Genomic DNA, 23,577 nt, shown 5'->3' with positions numbered 1-23,577 from the left:
TTGCGCATAATTATCGATAAGATTACCTACAATTGTCGACAAGTTTGCCCATAATTATCGGCAAACAATTTCATCGGCAAAAATTCAGACAGACATAACGATGATATTTAAACAGGATCACAATGTTCCGGTATTTTCCAGGTGAAGAAAATGGTTTTCCCGATATTTTCTTAACTTTGCGAATAGTAACGTTGACTAAACAATAATGCGATGAAAACAAACATTCCGGAACGTATTGCCGCGCTTAGAGAGGCAATGAAAGAAAAGAATATAGATGCTTACATCATCCCCAGTTCAGACCCGCATCTGAGCGAATACCCTGCCAACCGTTGGAAATCACGCGAATGGATATCCGGTTTTGACGGTTCTGCCGGAACAGTGGTCGTAACAGCCGATAAAGCCGGGTTATGGACAGACTCTCGGTATTTCCTGCAGGCCGGTATCCAACTGGAAGGTTCAGGTATCGAACTATATAAAATGGCTTTGCCGGAAACTCCGACAATCCAGGAGTTTCTGCTTCATGAACTGGAAAGCGGACAAACCGTCGGAACCGACGGACAGACATACAGCGTAGCTGAAACGGCAATACTTGAAAAGGCCCTGCGCCGGAAAGAGATCAAACTGGAAACATCCTGCGATCTGATCGATCTGGTCTGGAAAGACCGACCTGCCATCCCAGGTAATCCGCTGTTTGAAATGCCTGTCGAGTTAAGTGGAAAATCCGTCCGCGAAAAACTGGATGAATTAAATAACAGGCTTCGCAAGGAAGGAGCCGACAGCTTGATCCTCGCTGCTCTTGACGAAGTGGCCTGGACATTTAACATACGCGGAACAGACGTCGCTTACAATCCGGTGGTAATCAGTTATGCGTTTGTCTCGGAAGATGAAAGTGTGCTTTTTATCGATCCTAAAAAGATAACGGCAGAGTCTGCTGAAAACCTGAAAAAAGAGGGGGTTATACTGGCCGACTACACGATGATACAGAAATACCTGTCCCGGCTTCCGGAAAACAGCCGCGTATTCATCGACCCGGCAAAAACAAATATATCATTGTACAACGCCCTTCCCAAAGGTTGCACGATCATCGAAGGCATCACTCCCGCCAACCACCTGAAAAGTATCAAGAACGAAACAGAAATAAAAGGATTCCGCAATGCTGTGATAAAAGACGGTATTGCCCTGACCCGTTTCTACATCTGGCTGGAAAAGAAATTAGCTGCAGGAGAAAAAGTAACAGAACTCAGCGCATCAGCCATGCTGACGGCTTTACGTGCAGAACAGCCGCAATACATCATGGATAGTTTTGAGACCATCTGCGGATACGCCGCCCACGGAGCCATCGTGCATTATGCCGCCACGCCCGAGACCGATGTGGAAATAAAAGCAGACAGTATGCTTCTGATGGACTCCGGTGCCCAGTATCTGGACGGAACGACCGACATCACCCGTACAATAGCCCTGGGTGAACCGACCGAACAGATGAAAAAAGATTTTACCCGTGTGCTGAAAGGCACGATCGGGATTGCCAAATGCAAATTCCCGGCCGGAGCAAAAGGTGTTCAGTTGGATATCCTGGCCCGCAAAGCATTATGGGACGCAGGTATTAATTACCTGCACGGAACGGGACACGGAATCGGTCATTGCCTGAATGTACACGAAGGCCCGCAGAGTATCCGTATGGAAGCAAACCCCGTCCCACTGAAACCCGGCATGGTAATCAGTGATGAACCTGCCATGTACCGGACAGGCGAATATGGTATTCGGACAGAGAATATGGTTCTGGTCCGCGAAGACAGTGAAACGGAATATGGCAAATTTTACGGATTCGACACACTGACTTTATGCTACATCGACACCAAACTGATTGTTGTCCCCATGTTGTCAGTGAGAGAACACGCATGGATCAACAAATACCACCAAATGGTATACGACTTGTTAAGCCCTCATCTGAATGAAGATGAAAAAGCCTGGTTAAAAGAGAAAACAGCAGAAATCTGAAGAATTACAATTATATAAACATGGCAATAATAAAATCAGTAAGAGGTTTTACCCCGAAGATCGGTAAAGACACATTTTTAGCAGACAACGCCGCAATTATCGGCGATGTCGAAATTGGAGACGGTTGCAGCATCTGGTTCGGGACTGTCCTCCGCGGTGACGTAAACTCGATCCGCATCGGAAACGGTGTCAACATACAGGATGGTTCCGTACTGCATACATTATATGAAAAGTCAACCATAGAGATTGGCGATGACGTTTCGGTGGGACACAACGTTACCATACACGGAGCTAAGATATGCAACGGCGCCCTGATCGGAATGGGATCGGTTGTCCTCGATCATGCCGTGATCGGTGAAGGAGCGATCGTAGCTGCCGGTTCAGTCGTACTGAGCAAGACGATTGTCGAACCGGGCAGTATCTATGCCGGCGTACCGGCTAAGTTCGTAAAGAAAGTAGACCCGGAACAGGCGAAAGAGATAAATCAGAAGATTGCTAAAAACTACCACATGTATTCAAGCTGGTATAAAGAAGATTCGGAATAAATGAAAAAAACAGGTTGGGCAATACTGCTGGCTCTATGTTGTATCGGAGGCTATCTGGTATTGCCCTCCAATTATTATCTGCGTCGTGCGCTGATTCATCTGCTCCCGAAGATCGACCAGTATCCGATCTTTGAAAACCGGACCATAGAAGCAGGAGCTCCACAAGCATGGATACAGTCTGAGGACTACAACAAACTCTCCATCCCCGAAAAATACCTGCCGGTATTTGATGAACTGGGAACGGTCGCTTTTGTCATTATCAAAGACAGTTCTTTACTTTTCGAACAATACTGGGAAGATTATTCCCCTAAATCGCACAGTAACTCGTTTTCCATGGCCAAAAGCATTGTTTCGCTAGCTATAGGATGTGCTATTGACGACGGATTCATCAAAAACGTAGATCAACCGGTCAGCGATTTCTATCCGGAATTTCAGGGATACAATGGAAAAGTGCTGACCCTCCGTCATCTGCTGACAATGAGTGCCGGTGTGGATTTCGACGAAGCCTACTCCTCCCCTTTCTCGCCTACCACGAAATTGTATTACGGGGATGACCTGGAAAAGATCGCTTTAGGCATGAAAGAAACGGAAGAGCCGGGCGTTAACTTTATCTACCAGAGCGGGGTGACACAACTACTTTCCCTCATTGTAGAAAAAGCGACCGGAGAAAACATCAGTTCGTACGTTTCAAGAAAATTATGGACTCCAATGAATGCGGAAGAAGATGCGCTCTGGAGCCTGGATAAAAAAGAGGGTATCGAAAAAGCATATTGCTGTTTCAACAGTAATGCCCGCGACTTCGCCCGTTTCGGACAACTAATCTTAAACAAAGGCAGCTGGAACGGCAGGCAACTGGTTTCCGAATCCTATATAACGGAAGCGACAACACCCGACACCAGCCTGACCTTCAAAGAGTATAATGAGACAAACCACTGTTACGGTTTCCAGTTCTGGCATCTTACCTATAAAGGCATGGAAATTCCTTATATGCGGGGAATTCTCGGCCAATATGTTTTTGCCATTCCGGAACTGAATGCCGTCGTCGTACGCCTGGGGCATAAACGCAGTGATACACGTTCCGCCCAACATTATCCGGATGATATCGATACATGGTTGGGAGCAGCGGTGGAAATGATACAGGAATCAACTGAAAATCAGAATAAATCAGAATAAACATACTAAATTAAACAACAAATGAAGAAAACAGTTTTAACTGCGCCAATCGCAGCATTGTTACTCCTTTCTTGTGCAGAAGCGCCACAGGAGAAAGGGAAAGAGATCACTTACACGCCGCAGGCTGCTTACAATCCTCCGACGTATGTATGTTACAAGGCTCCGGCTCCGATCAAGATAGACGGCAAACTCTCTCCCGAAGAATGGGATGCGATTCCCTGGACTACCGACTTTGTCGATATCGAAGGAGACAAACGTCCTAAACCACTTCTGCAAACACGGGCAAAAATGACTTATGATGATAACGGTATGTACTTCGCCGTTCTGATGGAAGAACCGCATGTATGGGGCACCATCACGGAACACGATGCCGTAATCTACCAGGATAACGATTTTGAAATATTCCTCAATCCGACAAACGATACGCATAACTATCTGGAATATGAAGTAAACTCACTGGGTACGGAATGGGATCTGTATCTGAGCAAACCTTACCGGGATAATCCGCAAGTCCTGAACAACTGGGAGTTTGCCGGTATGAAATCGGCCGTTCATGTAGACGGGACTTTGAACAACCCGAAAGATACAGACAAATCATGGAGCGTGGAAGTTTTCATCCCTTGGTCTTCCATCTATCAGGTGGCAAGAGGAAAAGAAAAACCTGTACCCGGCGAACATATCCGTACGAACTTCTCACGTGTGGAATGGACAACGGATATACAGGACGGAAAATACGTAAAAGTCCCTATCAAAGGCGAAGATAAGATTCGTGAATACAACTGGGTATGGGCTCCGACAGGGGTAATCAATATTCATATGCCGGAATACTGGGGATTCGTACAGATATCCGATAAAGTGGCCGGAACCGGCGAAACACCATTCGTAACAGACCCGAATGATGAAGTTAAATGGCTTCTGCGTAACCTGTATTACCGTCAGAACGAATATGCTGCTACCTTCGGCGAATATGCACCATCTGTAGCCGCCCTCAAACCGGAAGAATTATGCCCGGCAGAACAGGCCAAACAGATCAAACTGTTCAATACGCCTTCCATGTATGAAATCACATTGCCCGGAACAGACGGTAATGTATGGCATATCCGGCAGGACGGATTGGTTTGGGCTTCCAAGAAATAATTGAACCTACTTTTCCCTTGATGGAAAAGTAGCCAAAAGATCAAGGCTTAACCGGCTTCACTGCTACGGTGAAAGACTACGCTGTCGCCTCTGAACTCGCTACGCTCAAACAGCAGATGCTCCGAACGCTTCGTCTTTCCCCTTCGCGGACGTTCACCCGCTTAGGCCTTGACAAGAACGCAAAGCGTTCTTTTAGGATTGCCAATACTGTCTGTTAATAGGTATCAGTCTGTTATAGAAGGTCGGAATCGGCAACCCTAAAAGGAAGCTCCGCTTCCTCTGAAAGGCCTCATCTGGTGAGCGTAAAGCGAAGCATCCGGAGTGAGCGCCCGGAGGCTGTGCTGTTTGAGCGAAGCGAGTTCACAGACGACAGCGAACGCAGGAGGCTGAGTCGCGAGGCAGATGTAGCCTTGATCTTTTGGTTACTTTTCTATCAAGAGAAAAGTAACATTCAAATATGATAACAAATGAAACAATACAAATACCTCCTTTTTGACCTCGACGGTACAATTACCGATTCGGAAAGCGGGATTACCCGTTGCGTTGAATATGCACTGAACCATTTTGGCATTCAGGTAAACGATTTACGCGAATTATCACCGTTCATCGGTCCTCCTTTGATGGATTCATTCAAAGACTTTTACAATTTTACCGATGAACAGGCAACCATCGCCGTTGCCAAATACAGAGAAAGGTATGCTGTCAAGGGTATTCTGGAAAATGAGTTATATCCGGGAATTAAAGAATTACTGGCACAAGTCCGACAAAACGGCAAAACCGTCATACTGGCCACATCCAAACCGGAAATATTCGCCAGACGCATTCTGGATTATTTTGAATTAAGCAGTTATTTTTCTTTCGTCGCAGGAAGTGGCCTGGATGGTTCGCTTCATACCAAAACGGATGTAATCAACTATATATTAGAGGAAAACAATATAACGAACCGAGATTCAGTCGTCATGATCGGCGACAGGAAACACGATATCATCGGTGCCAAAAACACAGGTATAGATTCTATCGGCGTTTTATACGGATTCGGAGATTACAAAGAACTATCGGAAGCCGGAGCGGATTACATAGCAGAAGATATTCCGGCACTCCGCAGATTACTTCTGTAGTTTTGCATTATTCTTCCGATTTTATTCACGTTTTCGGTGTTTTCCTCTTACTTTTGCATATGAAGGAAAGCAATTTAGGATTTGCCTTATGATGAATGTTATAGAAAAGATAAACTCTTCGTACCCCATTTCTGATGATACGATACGAATATTGAAAGAAAATGTGACTTTATGCCATTTCCCTAAAAAATATCAGTTGATAAAGGCAGATATGTTTTGCAAATCAGCCTATTTCATAGAGAAAGGAATGACCCGCTCTTTCTGGCTGGTAAACGGGGAAGAAATAACGACCTCCTTTTCTGACGAGGGGGGAATTGTATTCAGCATGGACGAATTATACTATAACAAACCCAGTGAAGAATTTGTGGAAACACTTGAAGACGTTGTTGCCTATAGAATATCACTGACCGAATTATTACGGCTGTTTGAGACAAATATTGAATTAGCCAATTGGGGAAGAGTCATTCATCAAAACGAATACAGACGATTGCACCGTTCACATAAAGAACACCTTACATTATCAGCCAAAGATAGATACGAAGAATTTAAACAGCAGTTTCCTCTGGTTTGCCAGCGGGCACAACTGGGATATATCGCTTCATATCTGGGAATAACGCTGTCGACGCTCAGCCGTCTCAGAGCTCAGAAATAATCTTTCCCCGGCAAAATTTGACGTAGGACAAATGTTAGGAAACAGAAGTTCTCTAATTTTGGGGCGTCATAGGCAACAGCTTACAATAATAATCTAAATTATAAATTTTATCATGCAAAACATTTCTTCCGCTGCATTTACAGACACTAAACCTCATTACGACCTTCTTGACGGATTAAGAGGGGTTGCGGCCCTTTTAGTCGTATGGTATCATGTGTACGAAGGCTACGCTTTTGCCGGAGGCAGCGATACCATCGGAGGTATCAACCATGGCTATCTGGCTGTGGATTTCTTTTTTATCCTATCCGGTTTCGTTATCGGCTATGCTTACGACGACCGTTGGGCAAAGAGTTTAACCCTGAAAGATTTCTTTAAACGCCGTTTAATCCGTCTGCATCCGATGGTTATCATGGGAGCGGTTCTGGGTCTTATCACTTTCCTTATTCAAGGCAGTGTAAAATGGGACGGAACACATGTGGCTATCTCCACAGTTATGTTATCTTTACTTTGCTCCCTGTTTTTCATACCCGCCATACCGGGAGCCAGTTACGATGTCAGAGGGAATGGCGAAATGTTTCCGTTGAACGGTCCCAGCTGGTCATTATTCTTCGAGTATATCGGTAATATTCTTTATGCCTTGTTTATTCGCCGATTATCCACCAAAGCATTGACTGTAGTCGTCTTTTTGATGGGTGTGGCACTGGCTGCGTTCGCTTCCCTCAATGTTTCCGGATACGGTAATATCGGAGTGGGTTGGACACTGGATGGCGTGAACTTTATCGGCGGATTGTTACGAATGCTTTTCCCTTTCTCCATGGGTATGCTCTTATCCCGTAACTTCAAACCCATAAAGATTAGAGGCGCTTTTTGGATTTGTTCAATTATATTACTGGGATTGTTCTCAGTTCCTTATCTGGAAGGAACCGACCCGATTTGCATAAACGGACTTTACGAATCGTTTTGTATCATCATCGTTTTCCCTATCCTTATTTGGTTGGGAGCATCGGGAACGACTACGGATATAAAGTCTACGAAGATTTGTAAATTTTTAGGGGATATCTCTTTCCCGCTTTATATCATACACTATCCGTTCATGTACCTGTTCTATGCCTGGTTGATCGACAAGCAGCTTTTCACTCTCGGAGAAACCTGGCAAATGGTTCTGGGTGTTCTTACCTTAAATATAGTTGTGGCTTATCTGTGCCTGAAACTATATGACGAACCGGTAAGAAAATGGTTAAGCAAAAAGTTCCTGGCTAAGAAATAAGTATTCTATACATTAATTATAATACAGACGCGGATTTACGGATAACTCTTTATACAAGAACCGTAAAGTCCGTGTCTGCAATATATTAATAACATAAACCAATCAGATACCGGCAAAGAATATCTCCGCCAAACACAGCCACACAATAAAGAATACCTAACGGATATCCTTTCAGATTACAGGACACTTTCAAAGCCTTGAACATCCATACCAATGCCCACACCAAAAATATCATACCGATCAACGACAGCCATATCCCGACCAGGAAACCGGGTTGAGCCATTAGCTCCATCGGCGGCACATTCATATCGATCTTCGCCAGGTTTTGCATCGGAGGCAGCATATTGAATAAATTCATAAAGATAAAAGGTAACTGGGCAAAAGCAACAGTCCCCAAGACATCGATCACCCTTATCCGTGAACGTGACAGAATCAATCCACCCAGATAAAACAACACAGCCGGGACTATCCAGACAACCAAATGTTCCACCGCATAACACCACCAGGCCGGATTAGGTGCCGGACCAAAATGTAACAATCCGTGATAATGCCAGCCGGAAAGATAACATATAACTGTAGAAACTACCATTCCTAATAATCCCCACCCTAACGCTTGTCCTCCGGCAATCCATTCAAACGGATTAACAAGAAAATTTAACCACTGTTTTTTCATAACTACTCTATCTTATTTAATTTATCAATCAGATCATCCAGTACATTCCTGACGGTAGGATAACTCACCCCCATACTCTTCGCCATGTCTTTCAGGCTTCCGCTTGACTTAATAAAATCAACGATAAACTGTTGTTCTTTCTCGGTCAACCGTGCCAAAAGAGGCAGTTCAAAGTTTCCGCAAACCTCCGTGTCGCATTGCCCGCAAAACAACCTCCCCACTCTCAGAGGGGAATCACAGGCAGGACACTGCAACGGCAAACGTTTTCTGACTTCTCCCATAATCACTTTTTCTCTTTAATAAACGAACTCAGCGACGAAATCAAAGTGGCATTAACCGGTAAAGAAGGATTTGCATACACCCCCATCTGTTTTTGAGGATCAGTCGTATCACAATCTTTCAGTACATGATTCATCTTTTCTATCAAAAGAAGTGTTGCAGAAGGAGCCGCTTTCTTCAACAACTCCGCATCTTCCACCAGAACCTGTATATCATTTTTCCCTTGTACGATCAACACTGGAATTTTCAACTCCTTTATTACCTGTTGGGGATTATATTTATACCATGATATCATATAGGGTTGGACCGATTGCCTGAACAAAGCCTCCATACCGAACGGTACATTCGGGACTAATTTACCCTGCTTCAACGAATCATTGATAGAAGCGACCATATTCCTGACAGATTCAGGTTGGGACGAAAGCTGTTTTTCTATTATCTCATAAGCCGGTCTTCCCGCCCCAGCCAAAGAAACAAAAGCCTTTACTTTCGGATTATTACGGCATGCCAGCATCCCGATCAACGAACCTTCACTATGGCCGATCACCGTAATACCGGTAAAACGTGAATCCTTTCCCAGATAATCGATCCAGCCTTTCACATCGTTGACATAATCCTCAAAACGTAGGTCAGACTCTTTCTTTCCTGCCGGTGCACTGGATGCTATTCCCCGTTTATCGAAACGTAAAGAAGCTATGCCCTGCTCTGCCAGATCTTCGGCCAGATACTTTAAAGAATTATTCGTCATCTGTCCGATCGCAGAATTACCATCCATATCGGTCGGTCCTGATCCGGCAATCAACAAGACTACAGGAGAAGATTTCATTCCCGGGGGAAGAAGTATTTTTCCATGAATGGCTCCGTTTTGAGTATTCAGGGTTACCGCCTCATCGGCCAGCGGCATCAACTGCCCGAAACAAACAACGGTAATAAAAGAGAAGATAATGCTGAATAATAATTTTACCTGTTTCATATTATTGCTCTTTAAATAACTTATTTGAGCAAATATACAAATAATATTGAACATTATTAAGCAACAGGTGAATTTTATTCAACAACACATGAAAATAATTCACACCAAACAGTATCCACCTACATATAGTCTATCCATTTATCGATTGTAGAACTAATAAGGTTAGAACCATTAGTTCAAAATAACAAAACCTCTTCATTATTGTATTTTTTTTAATAATCGCCCAATTCTAAAACTAAATCCTAGAAAAGCTTCTCTATCTACTGAAAACAGAATATAATTTATTGTACCTTCCAAATTAGACTCCGATACAAAACCATTATAACGACTATCTAAAGAATTCTTTCGATTGTCACCTAAAACAAAATAATAATTTTCTTTATATTGATAACAACTGACCTTTTCGCCATTACAATAGAAACAATTACCATCAAAAAAAATTAGATTTCCTTCTCTTTCTGCAACCCATTTTACCCATGAATAATTGTCCTTATCCAAATTTATTTTTACTCCTGCTGAAGGTATCACTATAGGTCCATAATTATGATTAGTCCATAATGTATTGTGAGGAAAACTAACAGGTTCATCATATTTAGTTCTTTTTACTTTGGGAGGTTGTTTCAAAAATTGTCCATTTACTTGGAGATTACCATTTACAATAGCAACCGTGTCTCCAGGAAGTCCAACTATTCGTTTTACAATTAATAACCTGGGATTACTATCCGAGTTAAAAACAGCAATATCGTATATAGAAGGTCTTTTTAATCCTACCATTCGATGATATCCCCAATCATTTTTTTCATCTACTTCTCTCAAAAAATTATTCCATGTAAAAATATTCAGTAAAGGAATATCTGCAAAACATTTAGGGAGTATTGCGCCATACGATAATTTAGACATCCATACATAATCTCCTTCGTAAATAGTATTTTCCATACTGGAAGAAGGAATAAAGCAAGGCTGACCAACAAAAACACGTATTAATATGGAAAACAGTAAAATTCCCGTCAGCATATAAAGCCTTGATTTGTATTTACTTCTCGCATTCATTTAGATTAACTTAAATTTTTATTCCAGAGACCTATTTCAGTGGAGGATAAAGTATTGGACTGTTTTCTTCTATTTTCCAAAAATTCCCGAACATCTTTTTTCAATGTATCAGAGTCATACCAAACTCTTGTTCGGGAATTTGCATAAACACCCAAACAAACTATATATACACTAAACACAAAACAGATTATAAACTTATTTTTCAATTTATAATATATTTCAACTAAATAAAATGCCATAATAAAAGACAGACCTACAGATGAAAGATAAATATATCTATCTGCAACAATAGCAAAACGTGGCATTGGTATAATATGCAAAGTCATAAAAATATTAATTACAAAAAATAGCAATCCAAAGATTAGTGACCAATGGCTTACCAATAACTTACGAAATGAAACAATAATAACAATAAAAAATATAGGATAGATATAAAGCCACATAGGCATTGTTTCACCGGGCAAAAAAGGAAATGGGTATAAATATAATAACTTTACAGGAAAAAGCCACTTGAACAAATACTCAAAAAAACTATAACAACAAAAAACAATACGCTCCCACATTGAATAATCCTTACTACCTAAAGAGAATCCACCATATGAAACATACAGTGTTATCACCCCCAATAAAATAGCCACTAAAATAAAAGGAGATTTTTCAATCCAAAGATCCGATTCCTTAAAATTTCTATTTAGTAACCAGTCTATTAAGAATAAAGATATAGGAAAAACAACTGCTTGTTCTTTCCCACCAAAGGACAATAGAAAAAATAATAAAGTAAAACAATAAAATATCAGTTTTTTCTTTTCGATATATATTGTATAGCTGTACAAACCAAGTAAATAGAACACAACATAAATCAAAATCTTAGACGCGCTAATCCAAGCAACAGATTCTACATTTAAGGGATGAACAGCGAACAACAAAGCAGTTATAAATGCAATAATATTCATCCTTTCTTTTCGTATCCGGCCACTCAAACGAAAAAAGCGAATAAACAACATATAAACAAGTAATACATTAATTATATGTACAAATAAAGAAAAAAGATGAAATACCAAAGGATTATAATTATCTGTGATTGAAAAAATCAACATATAAAAGAATTGATTCACCGGAAAATATTGGCTATGAAAAGGATTCATAAATATCGCTTTCATATTATTCCAATTAAATCCGTCTTCTGTTGTAGCACAGAACACTTGCCATTGATCGTCCCATAAAAAAATAAAATCATTATAAACAATTGGATAATAAACCAATACAGTGAGAATAATCAAAAGACAATATTGAAAAGGCGAAGTTAATAGTATATTTTTACCCGTATTAATCATTAGATTTCATTTTTGCAAATTCATTTATCACATTCAAATAATTTAATGTGCTCTGATGCATTTCTTTCCGAGGTATAAACACATGAGAAACTTTATGGTCTTTATTTAAAAGAAAAAGATAAGGAGTATTTATCTCATCAAGAGGCAAAATAGAGTCTTTTACACAATATACATTAAAAGACAAATTATTTACTTTTTTATATACATAAGCATCTCTTGCATATTGAAAATTCCCAAAGATATTAACATCAACAGCATTAAGCAAATGAGTGTTATTTTTCATAACATCCAAAATATACTTAATGCAATCTGTACAATTTGACATAGAATAGCGAAGTATCAATGTATGTGTAGATATATTCAAATCGCCTATTGGAATTTCTTGAATATTTTCTCCTGAAATAAATCCATTATCATTGATACATAGGGTTTCATTCTTATAGGATAAAATCTGATCATCCATGACCTGATCCAATAAACCATCATAATCGTCAAAACGTGATGTGTTATCTCTAAATATTGATCTTTGAATAAAATAACCTAATAAAAAAGCTATTACAATATTCAAAACACTGATACATATATAAATATTTTTTTTCATTTCAATTGATATAAAAACAGCATTGGATTATCTTCCTCTTTTACACTCAACACGAATTTCCGTTGCTCTTCATTCAACTTAGACTTGCCATTAAGTATCCATTCTTTTTGTGTATCAAACATATATGAAGAGTAAACACACGCGAAAATTCCATTAGTATTATCAAGGGGAAAATTATGTTTTGTATCTGTAGGAAGAAGTGGGTTTTTAATATAATCTATTTTCTGTATCTCACTCATTTCCTTATCAATAAGATAAATTCCAATATTTGTATTTATAAGCATATATTTTTCACCATCTGATATATCAAATAAACAATAGATATATCTCTTCTCCTGTGCTAATTCATGTAATTGATCGGGGGTTTCAATCTCATCAAATATATTTTCTGGAAGATTGTGTTGCTTAAAATCTATATTATATTTCTGACGGACAATCCCATTTTTAATTTCATATATCGAATTATCAAAACGTCGAACATAGTGAATATATGAATTTTTTGTAAAGCAATTTCCTGGTGCCATCAAATTTATACCCGGATCCGGCAATAATGGTAACTGATAAGAAACAACATTTCCTTTCTTATTTAAAACTATTACTTGTGAGTTTTCTAATTCCGGATGAAATGGATTATCTACATATATATACTCGCTATCTGAAGCTATATTCCTATATAATATGTTAAAATATTTTTCCTTCACAAATTTACCTTCATAATTAAAGAACATTATTTTTTCAGGTCGATTACAAAGCAATACGATTTGTTTTTCTTTCGTATCGACATAAAAATCGGATAGTTGGGCATATTCTCCCGGACCTTGGCCTATTTTACTTATTTGGTTTACATAGTTTCCTTCTTTATCAAAAATGACAATTTTAGATAAAGACCCGTCAAAAATGAAGTACATGTCCTCATCAACACAGATACGATCTATATACCTAAGTAAGGAATTATCATTTGTTTCCAATCTAATAGTGTCAATAAAAGTCGCATACCTTTCATCCAAATCAATCTTTTCTTTATCATTGAAAGTTATATATACTGAGTCAGAATCATTCTGCTTTATTTCAGCTTTACAGCAACTAATAATAAACAAAGAAAAGATGAGAATTGAATAATTAAAAAAAGAAGATTTAATCATTTCCTATAAAAGTATAATAAGAGGCTGTGCCTTGTTAAAAAGTACCCCCAAAAGTCAGTTTGGTCATAGTGAAAATCCACCAACTCACACTAATAATTGTACATTAAAGCGATATATGCCCCCAAGGCAAGTGAAGGATAACAAGCAAGTGACTTTTGATACAGCCTCTTTTATTATTATTTATGTATACAAGGTCGTTTTTCATGGACATTTGCCGTTGATGTAGAAGGAGTGCATGAAGTCTGTCCCCTACCTTCACACGTCACAGTTGTGACTCTAAAGATTTTAACATCATCATATACTCCATCCAGGCAATCTCGACCTTCTTCGGTATCTCGCGTTTTTTTGATTTTCGACTCAGCCTTATCCTGGTCAGAAGATGAGCCACCTCCACTAGAAGAAGAGCTACCTCCTCCTGAAGAAGATCCACCTCCACCAGAAGATGAACTACCACCTCCACTCGAACTTTGCGCCCAAATTAACTGATGCAAAGAATTTAGACCATCCAGACCATAATTATTAGCAATGTGATTAAAATTGAGGGTCATTGTTGCTAACAATGTAATTCCTCCTACCAAATAACTTGCTTTCATAGTATTACATTTAAGTATTAATATTTTGTTTTTCAAGACATCCATCAAATATAAATACTAATTTTGATAAAAACACTTATTTCTTTAATATATATTTTAAAATTAACACTCGTTGCAAAAACTATCACAATAAACAGGGATCGAACTATACAAACCGACTACTTAAGTAAACGATTATAGCAGATATTAGTGTATCAAATTCCGACACTACCAAAATATGACATTCTACAGCATTGGTAATATTATTTTCAAACAAACATTCAAAAACAACAAAATTTATCAAAGTTATCAGAAAAAGCAGATGTTATTTTTCTTTTCCCATATTTTAGCCATTCCAATTTGTATCCCTTATCTTTGCAACAGATTAAATACATAACATAAACGAACTATATCATGAAACGAAACAACCTATGGATAACCACCCTGGCCTTGGGTATCGCGTTATCCGCCTACGGACAGCAAGCCGACGGAGGTATTTCCGCGGAGATGCTGCAACAGATCAAACAATCTTACAAAGGAACACCGACTGATAAAGCAATTCATAATGCGATCAGTAATAACGACATCAACAAACTGGCTGTAAACGCTGAAAGCAAAAACAATTTCGACACTTACTTTTCTCATAAAGTAAACGGTAAAGGCATCACCAACCAGAAATCTTCCGGACGTTGCTGGTTGTTTACCGGACTGAATGTATTCCGTGCACAGGCAATCGCTAAATATGATATGGGAGATTTCCAGTTCTCACAAAACTATTCTTTCTTCTGGGACCAACTTGAAAAAGCAAACCTTTTCCTGCAAGGCATCATCGATACCCGGGAAAAACCGATGGATGACAAGATGGTGGAATGGTTATTTAAAAATCCGCTCAGCGACGGAGGACAGTTTACCGGAATATCCGATATCCTGGGAAAATACGGCGTTGTTCCCTCCGACGTAATGGTAGAAACCAACAGTAGCGAGAGTACCGGAAGAATGGCAAACCTGATCGGTCTCAAACTGAAAGAATTTGGCCTGCAACTACGCGACCAGTCAGCCAAAGGGGCTAAAGTAGCCGCACTGGAAAAGAATAAAACCGAAATGCTGGGAACTATTTACCGGATGCTGGTCCTCAACCTGGGTGAACCGCCTACGAAATTTACCTGGACACGCAAAGACGCCAAAGGCAATCCGGTTGAAACGAAAGAATACACGCCCCAGTCATTCTTCGATGAATATATCGGCAAAGACCTGACAAACAATTATGTCATGTTGATGAACGATCCAAGCCGCGAATACTATAAGTTATATGAAATCGACTTCGACCGCCACCGTTATGACGGCAAGAACTGGACATACGTTAACCTGCCGATAGAGGACATCAAGGAAATGGCTATCGCCTCTATCAAAGACAGCACCATGATGTACTTCTCTTGCGACGTGGGTAAATTCTTCGATCGTGAACGTGGTCTGCTGGACGTGAACTATTACGATTACGGCTCACTGATGGGCACCACTTTCGGTATGGATAAGAAACAACGCATCCAGACATTTGCCAGCGGTTCGTCGCATGCCATGACCTTAATGGCAGTGGACCTGGACAGCAACGGCCAACCGAAAAAATGGATGGTTGAAAACAGTTGGGGACCGGGTGCAAACAACGGACATTTGATCATGACCGACGAATGGTTCAACGAATATATGTTCCGTCTGGTAGTCGATAAGAAATATATCACCGACAAAGTAAAAGACGTCCTCAAACAAACACCGACCCGTCTTCCGGCCTGGGACCCGATGTTTGCTGACGAAAATTAATCGTCATATTGAAGAATGCAGATAAAACAAAAGCGGCAGACTGTGTCTACCGCTTTTGTTTTATCTACGCTTTATACCCATCGAATGGTGAAACGATGGATCATCTATTTCCCCCAATCCGAAGGCTTTGCTCCCATCTGCAATACCAAAGTTCCTCCCTTCATCAGGTCGGCATGCATCAGATAACATTTATCGTAAGGCTTTCCATTTAGAGTTGCCTGCTGGATATATATATTTTCAGGGCTATTATTGTGAGCTTCAATCACGAAAGTCTTTCCCTCAGCATAGTCCGGGTCCAGATTGAAGACAACCTTCTCAAACACCGGACTCGTCAGTTCATACCGCTGATCGCCCGGACAAACAGGATGTAATCCACTAGCCGCCAACACATACCAGGCAGACATCTGGCCGACATCTTCATTACCGACCAATCCCAGCACCGAATTTTTATAAGCATTCCGGCAAATATCCCGCGTCCATTTCTGTGTAAGCTCCGGAGCACCCAGGCGGTTGAACAGGAATGGCACGTGATGTACCGGCTCGTTGGCATGATTATAATATTGATTCCATAAATAGTTGGCTGGTGTTTGTTCAAACATATCCGTCAGATCGGCCAGCACCTTTTCCCGTCCGCCCATCAGTTTGATCATACCTTCCACATCATGAGGTACAAACCAGCCTTGCTGGTAGGCATTACTTTCCACACAGCCATATCCTTCGGCCAGTCTTCCCTGTTCCGGCAACGGCAAATATTCCCCTTTTTCATTACGGGGACGAAACCATCCGTAATCCGGATCGTACAGGGTCGTATAAGTTCCTGCCCTACGATCAAAAACATCCTTATCCGCCTCTTTCCCTAGCCATTCGGCCAAACGGGCCATACACCAGTCGTTGTAAGCATATTCTAATGTATGGGAAATGGAACCCGGTGTATATCCGTTCTCATTATTTCCAAACATCCGGGATGTATTCAAAGCATACTGATAAGCCTTGTCTATATCATACGAACGGATTCCTTTAGAATAAGCGTCACACAACACGGAGATAGCCGGATTTCCCAGCATACAGCCGGAATAGGCATTCAGCAACTCCCAACGTTCCAGATAGTTATTTCCGCTCTGGTCCGCAATCTCAACCAACGAATTAATCTGGTCATTGATCAGGGTCGGATTAATAATCGTCTGCAAAGGCATTTGGCTCCGGAAAACATCCCAGCCGCTAAAGATCGTCCGTTTAGAAAACTGGTCTGTTACATGTACCTGTTTATCCGCTCCCATATACTCTCCGTTTACATCACTGCAAACACGAGGATCGACCATCGTGTGATAAAGGGCTGTATAAAAGATATGCTTTTCATCCTCTGTCCCGCCAGACACGGATATTTTGGAAAGTGCGTCATTCCATAACTGCCGGCAGGATGCCAGTGTTGCATCAAAATCCCACGCATTCATTTCCGAATGCAGGTTCTCTTCCGCATTCCTCATACTGGTAAAAGAGATACCGCTTTTCATCAGAATCTGATCTCCGGTTTCCGTCTCAAAGTCAGCATAGAATCCAAGATGTTTGCCTACATAAGAAGTCACGTCCGGAATGATCCGGGCATTCCTCACTACTTCCTGATAGCGTTCGCTCTCTATATCTCCACGTTTGCGCGTCCAGTCATCCGGTATATCGGCCGACCATACGCCATGTGACCGGAACGGTCTCGAGAACTCGGCATAGAAATAGACAGTATAATCTGCTTTACCGTCGCCATTCCCCCAACCGCCGCCTTCAGGAGGACATTTCATCTCTCCGCGGATCGTATGGTCATTGATCACTTCGACGGCTTGCCAGGTGGAAGTTCCCCCCACCCTTCTCGCCAGGTCTATCTGGATACGCGATTCTTTACTTTCAGGAAATGTAAAACGCAACATTCCACTATGGGGAAGTGCCGTTGCCTCCGCTTTTATCTGATAATCCGTCAGCATCACAGCGTAATAACCGGCAGATGCTTCTTCCGAAGACTTGTCGTACCGGGACCGGTATCCCTTATCCGGATCGTCCGATGCACCCGAAAACGTATGCAGTTTTCCTACCGTGGGCATAACCAGCAGGTTTCCCAGATCGCCATACCAGCCAATCCCGCTCATTTGTGTAAAAGCAAAACCTTCGATAGAAGTATGTTCGTCACTATACCCGGAACCATTATCCCCTCCGGTAATCGTATTCGGACTGACCTGTACCATACCGAACGGTGCCGTTGCCCCGGGAAAAGTCTTCCCCAGACCATGATAAGAACCTCCGGCATCCATACTGGTGGATGCCCCGATAAAAGGGTTTACATAAGAAGAAAGGGCCTGTTGCTCCTCCGACCGGTCTTTCACTGAGCCACAGGAAATATAAATTGCACCAAGAACCAATAAACACAAACTAATCTTTTTTTTCATAATGCTATCGATTGATAAGAATAAAATTAAGAATATTAGGACTACACCTCGAACTTTTCCATTCTGCAAACCTACATATGAGACATAAACTAAGAGAGCGGAAACGACTCAAAAACTTTATTTTGAATTTGAGTCATATCAATCAGTCTCCTTTCAATGAGTTTCCAATCATATTTACCATTCAACATAACAATATCTTCTTCGAAATCTATGTCTTCAAAATAAGTAATAGCTTTGAAAGGTCTAATGAGATTTGATCCGGGAAATTTACGCTCATACAATCTCAGCATTAAATTAAAAGGAAAGCGAGTGGAAAGGAAAGCTATATCAATGAAATCTTTTAGCCGCGAACCATTATCGGCAATAGCAGAAAGTTTCATGGCTACGATATCCTCCATGCTATACAATCTTATATCAGACTCGGTGTATGGCTTTTCAAGATAGCTATAGGGATGGGTGATGCAGTCTATCTTAACACCGTCTATGGTTCCCTTCAAGGTATTTTTTTCCATGAAGTCAGTACGGAAACCATATTTATCACGAAGGAATATTTCTAGTTTCCCTGCATCAAATGATTTCGGTGTAAAAAGAACCAGATCAACACTGATTCTATGGCCTAAATATAAGGCTAAAGAAGTACCTCCAGCCAAATTAAAATCAGACATTACACTTTCACTTTCCAACATTTTTAAGAGTTCAAGAGTTGATCTCGCAACAGTTTCCGTGTGTAACATTTTAGTTCTTCTTTTTTAAGATTAAAGGCAATGCAGACAAAATTCATATCTCGGGATGACAAATTAGGAACTTCTTTTATTATTTCTCTGAATCCTTCTATACCGCCATATAATTTAAATGCAGCATAGAAATCCTTCAACCATCCCCTCTCTATGACACGTTGAACCACTACTTTTCTTGATTTCCACCAATCAAAATGAGACAAGTCATATTCCCAAAGCAAGGAAGAGGAGATTGATGCATCACCTGTGTATGTCTTATATTCATCAAATATAGTCATTTCCTGTTCTTTTTGTACCTATACAAATTTACTACATTTCGGATGAAGATACAATTATTCAAGCGTTTTTATTATTTATCCTCCTCACAACAATTATCTTTTTATTGGAATGCCCCATCGACTCCATCCCCTATTTCCCATATTCTAAGTGTTTATTACATCATCAAAGGATATAATCACAAACTAACCGGCGAAAGCAAGGATACTAATTTATTCCTCTTCACTATTAATCTGAAAAATCGTTTTTGGTATTGTCTGATAAATCGAAAAAGCATTATTTAATGTTAATCCTTTAAGATTCATTGTCTGTCATCTTATAAACTCAAAATCATTTTTCGTATCTTTAGAATCGAAAGTTCTAAATAGATTTTAAATTTATTACTATGGACAAAATGAAAAAACAATCTGAAAAAACACCATTCATATCAGTCGTGATGCCGGCTTATAATGTCGAAAAATATGTAGAAGAAGCTGTTTGCAGTATACTGGATCAAACATATTGCGACTTCGAGTTTATTATTGTAGATGACGGATCTACGGATCGTACTCGGGAAATATTACATTCATTCTCCGATCCCCGCATTTCCTTACTGTTCAATGATAAAAATGAAGGAAACTACCCAGCGAGAAATCGAGGATGTCGTTTGGCAAAAGGAAAATATATTGCCGTGATGGATGCGGATGATGTTGCGTTGCCGGAAAGATTGGAAAGGCAAGTAGAATATATGGAGAAGTATTCGGATGTGTTGGCTTGTGGGACAGCTTATCGATTAATAGGAAAAAATAAAGTGATCATACAGCCTATAGAATGGCATGAAATTCGATATATTTTACTCATGACTTATTGTATGCTACATCCAACAATGATGATACGTTCTGAATCTATGAGTAAGATTAATTTTTACAAAGAAGATTCAATTTGCGCAGAAGACTATGATTTAACTTTGCGTTTAGCTATAAATGGAAAAATAGTAAATCTACCGGATATTTTATTAAATCGAAGATTGCGAGATGATCAGCTATCTTCTCTTTATATGGAAGAACAAAATATATACGGAAGTTATATTCAAATGCGTTATCAACATGAAATGGGTATATTTTATCCTCCAAAAGATAACAATGTTTTTTTAATTCATTTAGCAGCTTACATCCGCTCCATTGTTTCATATGTTGATGGTAGTGGTTTATTCCATGGAAAAATGGGATTAATATTGTTTTTTTATTGTTATTCCAAATATTCTAAAAATCATGAATATCTAAAATTGGCAGATCAGATGTTAAGTGATATGATCAAAAAATTGAAAACAGATATACCCGTTGGTATCAGCTCTGGGTTATGTGGTTTAGGTTTATTTCTTGGTTTTTTAATTTCTGAAAAGTTTGTAGAAGGTGAATTAGACGAAATATTAGAAAATATTGATCGAATGGTTGTCTCTAAAACAAAGTTTGACACAGAAGATTGGTCTTTTGAATCAGGAATAATTGGCATTGCATATTATGTATCTTATCGGTTAAGTAGTGGTAAAAAAGATATAAAAAAGATTTTTGAAGTCTCATACAGAGAGCAATTATTAGATAAAATAACAACTTTGGAAAATCATGTCAAATGGAGTAATCCATACTCGTCGTTGTTAAACCAATGTTGTATAAATTTACAAAATACAGTTACTCAATCTATAGACTGGAATGAATTTTTTAAAATGATCATACTGCCATTACCTACTACACTTTCTTTTGGTGGATGGAACTTTGGTCTAAATAAAGGGGCTGCGGGAGTAGGTATGAGCCTAATACTCAAACTAAATATATAGAAAGTTATATATATCGGTGAAGCAGATCGACCGGGATTGTGACGCATAATTTAAAATCAAATTTATGAAGTTAGCTAGAGTGAAATTTTTGGATGCTTCAGAAAGTCAAAAATTGACGAAAGATGAACAAAAAATGATTCTGGGAGGCTATAGTGGTAATGAATGTTGTTGGTGGGAATCTGGTACAGATCGTGGTTGTTCTAATGCTGCAGGAGCTTATCATATGGGTGGACATTATCATTGGGAATGCAACACTTCTTATGCAAAAAAGAAATGTAATTGTTAAAAGAATCAGAAAGAATGTCACATTTTGTTCTACATAATATAATATGACATTCTTTTTTATAATACAAACAGACAATCATGAAATATATAACGATAACAATAATATTACTATTTACATCTTGTTCCTTTCACGAAGATAGGACTGAAAAAAAAATTATACCAATATCGAAAGCTGTTGGTTCTGGTGAAATATTGAATTTAAGCGATTATGCAAAGTCTGTGAAATATATTCCGTTGGAAACAACGGATAGCATATTAATCGGAAGACTTACAAATGCAATACCGATAGGGAATAAATATTTGATTGGCGATGCACCATTGGGGTATACGTCAAAATATTACTTATTTGATGAAGAAGGTAATTATGTTATTCCAATAGGAAGTATAGGCCATGGTCCCGGACAATATAATAGTATACGCTCTGTTGACACTGATAACAAGAATAAAACTATATTACTGGAAACAATACCCAAATGTTTTGAATACAATTGGGACGGTGTTTTAATTGATGAGAAAATAAAAATGGATTCTGCCGGATATTATCCTTTTCAGACAATGTATGCAGGTAAGAATTTATATTTGTCAACTATCTCATCTCCGGAAACTCGCGAATATAAGGCGTTTTTATATGAAAAAGAGGAAACGGGATTAAAAATAATTCGAACCTATTTGAATTATTTCCAGCGTGAAAAAACAGGGATAAGCAAAGGGAGCTGGGGAACTACAGATGGTAAGATATTCAGGGGGAAAGATCAGATTCGTTATTGGCGCGCCTGGGATGATACCATATTCACGTTCAATGCGAAGCAGGATTTAGAAGTTGCCTATGTATTTGATTATGGAAAATACAAGGCTCCAACAGAATGGATGTTCTCTTACCGAACAGATCAAGCAATGGTCTATCATATATTTCCGGAAATAATTATGGAGTCTAAAAATTATCTGTTTTTCAAATTCAGCTTTGGTAATAATGCACCGGAAAAATTTGAATACGAACAAAGATCTCTTAATCAAGGTAGCTGGCAGACAAGAAAACGTATGAATGTTACAGTATGTTCTATATTTGACAAAAATACAGGTAAACTTATATTATTGAACCAACCTGTCAAACACAAATATTTAGGTTTCCGAAACGATTTGGACGGTGGTCCCTGTTTTTGGCCGAAATATATATCGGCAGAAGACGAAATGGTTACTTGGTGGACTGCAGATGAATTTTTAGACATATATGGACAGCTATCAAATCCTTCTGCAGAATTGAAGTCCATTGCTGAGAAATTAAATTCAGACGATAATCCGGTATTGATGGTGGTGAAACTTAAATAGGGAATCATGGATAATTCATTTTTTAATGTTTGTGATAAGTTTTTACAACTTCACCGGATTTGTGTTGATCCGGCGGATTTGAGAAAACTGTTGTATTCCTCAGATTCTTATCCGTCCTTAAAATCGTTTACGGATATTTTGTCCATTTGGGGTATCAGACACCAAGCTTTAAGAATTGGATGGAATCAATTGATAGAATATGGAACACCGGTAATGCTACACTATCAGGGTGAAATCCCTCGTTTTGTCATAGCAACAGATGTAACCTCAGACGAGATCACTTATTATAAAAGAGTGATAGGAGATCTTTAAGTCCGATCCGGCTAACTAACTATTGGATGCAAAGTTTCAGGAGAGTTTCCTCAAAATTAATCGATTGTCA

General features: G+C 39.5%; 23 protein-coding genes. 12 read left to right on the top strand and 11 right to left on the bottom strand.

Going from position 1 to position 23,577, the window contains the following annotated elements; translation table 11 throughout:
- The first annotated feature begins 210 nt into the window (after positions 1–210).
- From DWW91_RS24740 to DWW91_RS24710, 7 genes are all read left to right on the top strand, one after another.
- Positions 211–1,998: an aminopeptidase P family protein gene (locus DWW91_RS24740; RefSeq protein WP_122329228.1), complete on the top strand. Its 1,788-nt coding sequence runs from the start codon at positions 211–213 to the stop codon at positions 1,996–1,998.
- A gap of 20 nt (positions 1,999–2,018) precedes the next feature.
- A complete protein-coding gene (locus DWW91_RS24735; protein WP_007654214.1) occupies positions 2,019–2,543 on the top strand; it encodes a gamma carbonic anhydrase family protein in 525 nt (174 codons plus the stop codon).
- A complete protein-coding gene (locus DWW91_RS24730) occupies positions 2,544–3,716 on the top strand; it encodes a serine hydrolase (protein WP_122329227.1) in 1,173 nt (390 codons plus the stop codon).
- Between the two features lie 21 nt (positions 3,717–3,737).
- Positions 3,738–4,853: a carbohydrate-binding family 9-like protein gene (locus tag DWW91_RS24725; protein ID WP_122329226.1), complete on the top strand. Its 1,116-nt coding sequence runs from the start codon at positions 3,738–3,740 to the stop codon at positions 4,851–4,853.
- Between the two features lie 467 nt (positions 4,854–5,320).
- Positions 5,321–5,971, top strand: a complete 651-nt coding sequence (locus DWW91_RS24720) for an HAD family hydrolase (protein WP_046147919.1) — start codon at positions 5,321–5,323, stop codon at positions 5,969–5,971.
- A gap of 88 nt (positions 5,972–6,059) precedes the next feature.
- Positions 6,060–6,623 carry a Crp/Fnr family transcriptional regulator gene (locus DWW91_RS24715; protein WP_122329225.1) on the top strand — a complete coding sequence of 188 codons (564 nt, stop codon included), beginning with the start codon at positions 6,060–6,062 and terminating at the stop codon, positions 6,621–6,623.
- A 112-nt stretch (positions 6,624–6,735) separates the two neighbouring features.
- Entirely contained in the window at positions 6,736–7,890 is a 1,155-nt protein-coding gene (locus DWW91_RS24710; RefSeq protein WP_010800500.1) for an acyltransferase, read from the top strand.
- A gap of 85 nt (positions 7,891–7,975) precedes the next feature.
- On the opposite strand, the gene DWW91_RS24705 is transcribed toward DWW91_RS24710, so the two are convergent.
- The 8 genes from DWW91_RS24705 to DWW91_RS24670 form a co-directional block, all read right to left on the bottom strand.
- Positions 7,976–8,563, bottom strand: a complete 588-nt coding sequence (locus DWW91_RS24705) for a YIP1 family protein (RefSeq protein WP_122329224.1) — start codon at positions 8,561–8,563, stop codon at positions 7,976–7,978.
- 2 nt (positions 8,564–8,565) lie between these two features.
- The gene (locus tag DWW91_RS24700) at positions 8,566–8,844 is read right to left on the bottom strand and encodes a DUF2089 family protein (RefSeq protein ID WP_007654224.1); all 279 of its coding nucleotides are present in this window, start codon (positions 8,842–8,844) and stop codon (positions 8,566–8,568) included.
- A 2-nt stretch (positions 8,845–8,846) separates the two neighbouring features.
- The gene (locus tag DWW91_RS24695; protein WP_122329223.1) at positions 8,847–9,815 is read right to left on the bottom strand and encodes an alpha/beta hydrolase; all 969 of its coding nucleotides are present in this window, start codon (positions 9,813–9,815) and stop codon (positions 8,847–8,849) included.
- Between the two features lie 198 nt (positions 9,816–10,013).
- Positions 10,014–10,865, bottom strand: a complete 852-nt coding sequence (gene lepB / locus DWW91_RS24690; protein WP_122329222.1) for a signal peptidase I — start codon at positions 10,863–10,865, stop codon at positions 10,014–10,016.
- Positions 10,866–10,870: 5 nt separating this feature from the next.
- Positions 10,871–12,199: a hypothetical protein gene (locus DWW91_RS24685; RefSeq protein ID WP_122329221.1), complete on the bottom strand. Its 1,329-nt coding sequence runs from the start codon at positions 12,197–12,199 to the stop codon at positions 10,871–10,873.
- Positions 12,192–12,800: a hypothetical protein gene (locus DWW91_RS24680; protein ID WP_122329220.1), complete on the bottom strand. Its 609-nt coding sequence runs from the start codon at positions 12,798–12,800 to the stop codon at positions 12,192–12,194. Before DWW91_RS24680 ends, DWW91_RS24685 begins: the two co-directional genes overlap by 8 nt.
- Positions 12,797–13,942: a 6-bladed beta-propeller gene (locus DWW91_RS24675; RefSeq protein ID WP_122329219.1), complete on the bottom strand. Its 1,146-nt coding sequence runs from the start codon at positions 13,940–13,942 to the stop codon at positions 12,797–12,799. Before DWW91_RS24675 ends, DWW91_RS24680 begins: the two co-directional genes overlap by 4 nt.
- Positions 13,943–14,118: 176 nt before the next feature.
- On the bottom strand, positions 14,119–14,535 hold the full coding sequence (locus DWW91_RS24670) for a hypothetical protein (protein ID WP_147426568.1): 417 nt from the start codon (positions 14,533–14,535) through the stop codon (positions 14,119–14,121).
- 393 nt (positions 14,536–14,928) lie between these two features.
- Between DWW91_RS24670 and DWW91_RS24665 the strand changes: the two genes are divergently transcribed.
- A complete protein-coding gene (locus DWW91_RS24665) occupies positions 14,929–16,329 on the top strand; it encodes a C1 family peptidase (RefSeq protein ID WP_122329217.1) in 1,401 nt (466 codons plus the stop codon).
- A 104-nt stretch (positions 16,330–16,433) separates the two neighbouring features.
- On the opposite strand, the gene DWW91_RS24660 is transcribed toward DWW91_RS24665, so the two are convergent.
- The 3 genes from DWW91_RS24660 to DWW91_RS24650 form a co-directional block, all read right to left on the bottom strand.
- On the bottom strand, positions 16,434–18,758 hold the full coding sequence (locus tag DWW91_RS24660) for a GH92 family glycosyl hydrolase (RefSeq protein ID WP_122329216.1): 2,325 nt from the start codon (positions 18,756–18,758) through the stop codon (positions 16,434–16,436).
- Between the two features lie 89 nt (positions 18,759–18,847).
- Positions 18,848–19,492 carry a nucleotidyl transferase AbiEii/AbiGii toxin family protein gene (locus DWW91_RS24655; protein ID WP_122329215.1) on the bottom strand — a complete coding sequence of 215 codons (645 nt, stop codon included), beginning with the start codon at positions 19,490–19,492 and terminating at the stop codon, positions 18,848–18,850.
- On the bottom strand, positions 19,447–19,773 hold the full coding sequence (locus tag DWW91_RS24650) for a hypothetical protein (RefSeq protein ID WP_046147913.1): 327 nt from the start codon (positions 19,771–19,773) through the stop codon (positions 19,447–19,449). The genes DWW91_RS24655 and DWW91_RS24650 overlap by 46 nt, the downstream gene beginning before the upstream one ends.
- A 383-nt stretch (positions 19,774–20,156) precedes the next feature.
- On the opposite strand from DWW91_RS24650, the gene DWW91_RS24645 reads away from it, so the two are divergent.
- From DWW91_RS24645 to DWW91_RS24635, 4 genes are all read left to right on the top strand, one after another.
- Positions 20,157–21,584, top strand: a complete 1,428-nt coding sequence (locus DWW91_RS24645) for a glycosyltransferase family 2 protein (RefSeq protein ID WP_122329214.1) — start codon at positions 20,157–20,159, stop codon at positions 21,582–21,584.
- 64 nt (positions 21,585–21,648) lie between these two features.
- Positions 21,649–21,870, top strand: a complete 222-nt coding sequence (locus DWW91_RS27575) for a hypothetical protein (RefSeq protein WP_147426567.1) — start codon at positions 21,649–21,651, stop codon at positions 21,868–21,870.
- 77 nt (positions 21,871–21,947) lie between these two features.
- Positions 21,948–23,195 carry a 6-bladed beta-propeller gene (locus DWW91_RS24640; RefSeq protein WP_122329213.1) on the top strand — a complete coding sequence of 416 codons (1,248 nt, stop codon included), beginning with the start codon at positions 21,948–21,950 and terminating at the stop codon, positions 23,193–23,195.
- Positions 23,196–23,201: 6 nt separating this feature from the next.
- On the top strand, positions 23,202–23,507 hold the full coding sequence (locus DWW91_RS24635; RefSeq protein ID WP_122329212.1) for a hypothetical protein: 306 nt from the start codon (positions 23,202–23,204) through the stop codon (positions 23,505–23,507).
- Positions 23,508–23,577 lie beyond the last annotated feature (70 nt).

The sequence above is a fragment of the Parabacteroides sp. AF17-3 genome (assembly GCF_003635445.1).
Lineage (GTDB): Bacteria > Bacteroidota > Bacteroidia > Bacteroidales > Tannerellaceae > Parabacteroides > Parabacteroides goldsteinii.
Note: the sequence above shows the minus strand (reverse complement) of the source record. Positions and strands in the feature narration are given on the sequence as shown.

Bases quoted from the DNA above. Each gene is read 5' to 3' on its own strand.
- DWW91_RS24740 (WP_122329228.1), top strand. From the start codon at position 211: ATGAAAACAAACATTCCGGAACGTATTGCCGCGCTTAGAGAGGCAATG.
- DWW91_RS24735 (WP_007654214.1), top strand. From the start codon at position 2,019: ATGGCAATAATAAAATCAGTAAGAGGTTTTACCCCGAAGATCGGTAAA.
- DWW91_RS24730 (WP_122329227.1), top strand. From the start codon at position 2,544: ATGAAAAAAACAGGTTGGGCAATACTGCTGGCTCTATGTTGTATCGGA.
- DWW91_RS24725 (WP_122329226.1), top strand. From the start codon at position 3,738: ATGAAGAAAACAGTTTTAACTGCGCCAATCGCAGCATTGTTACTCCTT.
- DWW91_RS24720 (WP_046147919.1), top strand. From the start codon at position 5,321: ATGAAACAATACAAATACCTCCTTTTTGACCTCGACGGTACAATTACC.
- DWW91_RS24715 (WP_122329225.1), top strand. From the start codon at position 6,060: ATGATGAATGTTATAGAAAAGATAAACTCTTCGTACCCCATTTCTGAT.
- DWW91_RS24710 (WP_010800500.1), top strand. From the start codon at position 6,736: ATGCAAAACATTTCTTCCGCTGCATTTACAGACACTAAACCTCATTAC.
- DWW91_RS24705 (WP_122329224.1), bottom strand. From the start codon at position 8,563: ATGAAAAAACAGTGGTTAAATTTTCTTGTTAATCCGTTTGAATGGATT.
- DWW91_RS24700 (WP_007654224.1), bottom strand. From the start codon at position 8,844: ATGGGAGAAGTCAGAAAACGTTTGCCGTTGCAGTGTCCTGCCTGTGAT.
- DWW91_RS24695 (WP_122329223.1), bottom strand. From the start codon at position 9,815: ATGAAACAGGTAAAATTATTATTCAGCATTATCTTCTCTTTTATTACC.
- lepB (WP_122329222.1), bottom strand. From the start codon at position 10,865: ATGAATGCGAGAAGTAAATACAAATCAAGGCTTTATATGCTGACGGGA.
- DWW91_RS24685 (WP_122329221.1), bottom strand. From the start codon at position 12,199: ATGATTAATACGGGTAAAAATATACTATTAACTTCGCCTTTTCAATAT.
- DWW91_RS24680 (WP_122329220.1), bottom strand. From the start codon at position 12,800: ATGAAAAAAAATATTTATATATGTATCAGTGTTTTGAATATTGTAATA.
- DWW91_RS24675 (WP_122329219.1), bottom strand. From the start codon at position 13,942: ATGATTAAATCTTCTTTTTTTAATTATTCAATTCTCATCTTTTCTTTG.
- DWW91_RS24670 (WP_147426568.1), bottom strand. From the start codon at position 14,535: ATGAAAGCAAGTTATTTGGTAGGAGGAATTACATTGTTAGCAACAATG.
- DWW91_RS24665 (WP_122329217.1), top strand. From the start codon at position 14,929: ATGAAACGAAACAACCTATGGATAACCACCCTGGCCTTGGGTATCGCG.
- DWW91_RS24660 (WP_122329216.1), bottom strand. From the start codon at position 18,758: ATGAAAAAAAAGATTAGTTTGTGTTTATTGGTTCTTGGTGCAATTTAT.
- DWW91_RS24655 (WP_122329215.1), bottom strand. From the start codon at position 19,492: ATGTTACACACGGAAACTGTTGCGAGATCAACTCTTGAACTCTTAAAA.
- DWW91_RS24650 (WP_046147913.1), bottom strand. From the start codon at position 19,773: ATGACTATATTTGATGAATATAAGACATACACAGGTGATGCATCAATC.
- DWW91_RS24645 (WP_122329214.1), top strand. From the start codon at position 20,157: ATGGACAAAATGAAAAAACAATCTGAAAAAACACCATTCATATCAGTC.
- DWW91_RS27575 (WP_147426567.1), top strand. From the start codon at position 21,649: ATGAAGTTAGCTAGAGTGAAATTTTTGGATGCTTCAGAAAGTCAAAAA.
- DWW91_RS24640 (WP_122329213.1), top strand. From the start codon at position 21,948: ATGAAATATATAACGATAACAATAATATTACTATTTACATCTTGTTCC.
- DWW91_RS24635 (WP_122329212.1), top strand. From the start codon at position 23,202: ATGGATAATTCATTTTTTAATGTTTGTGATAAGTTTTTACAACTTCAC.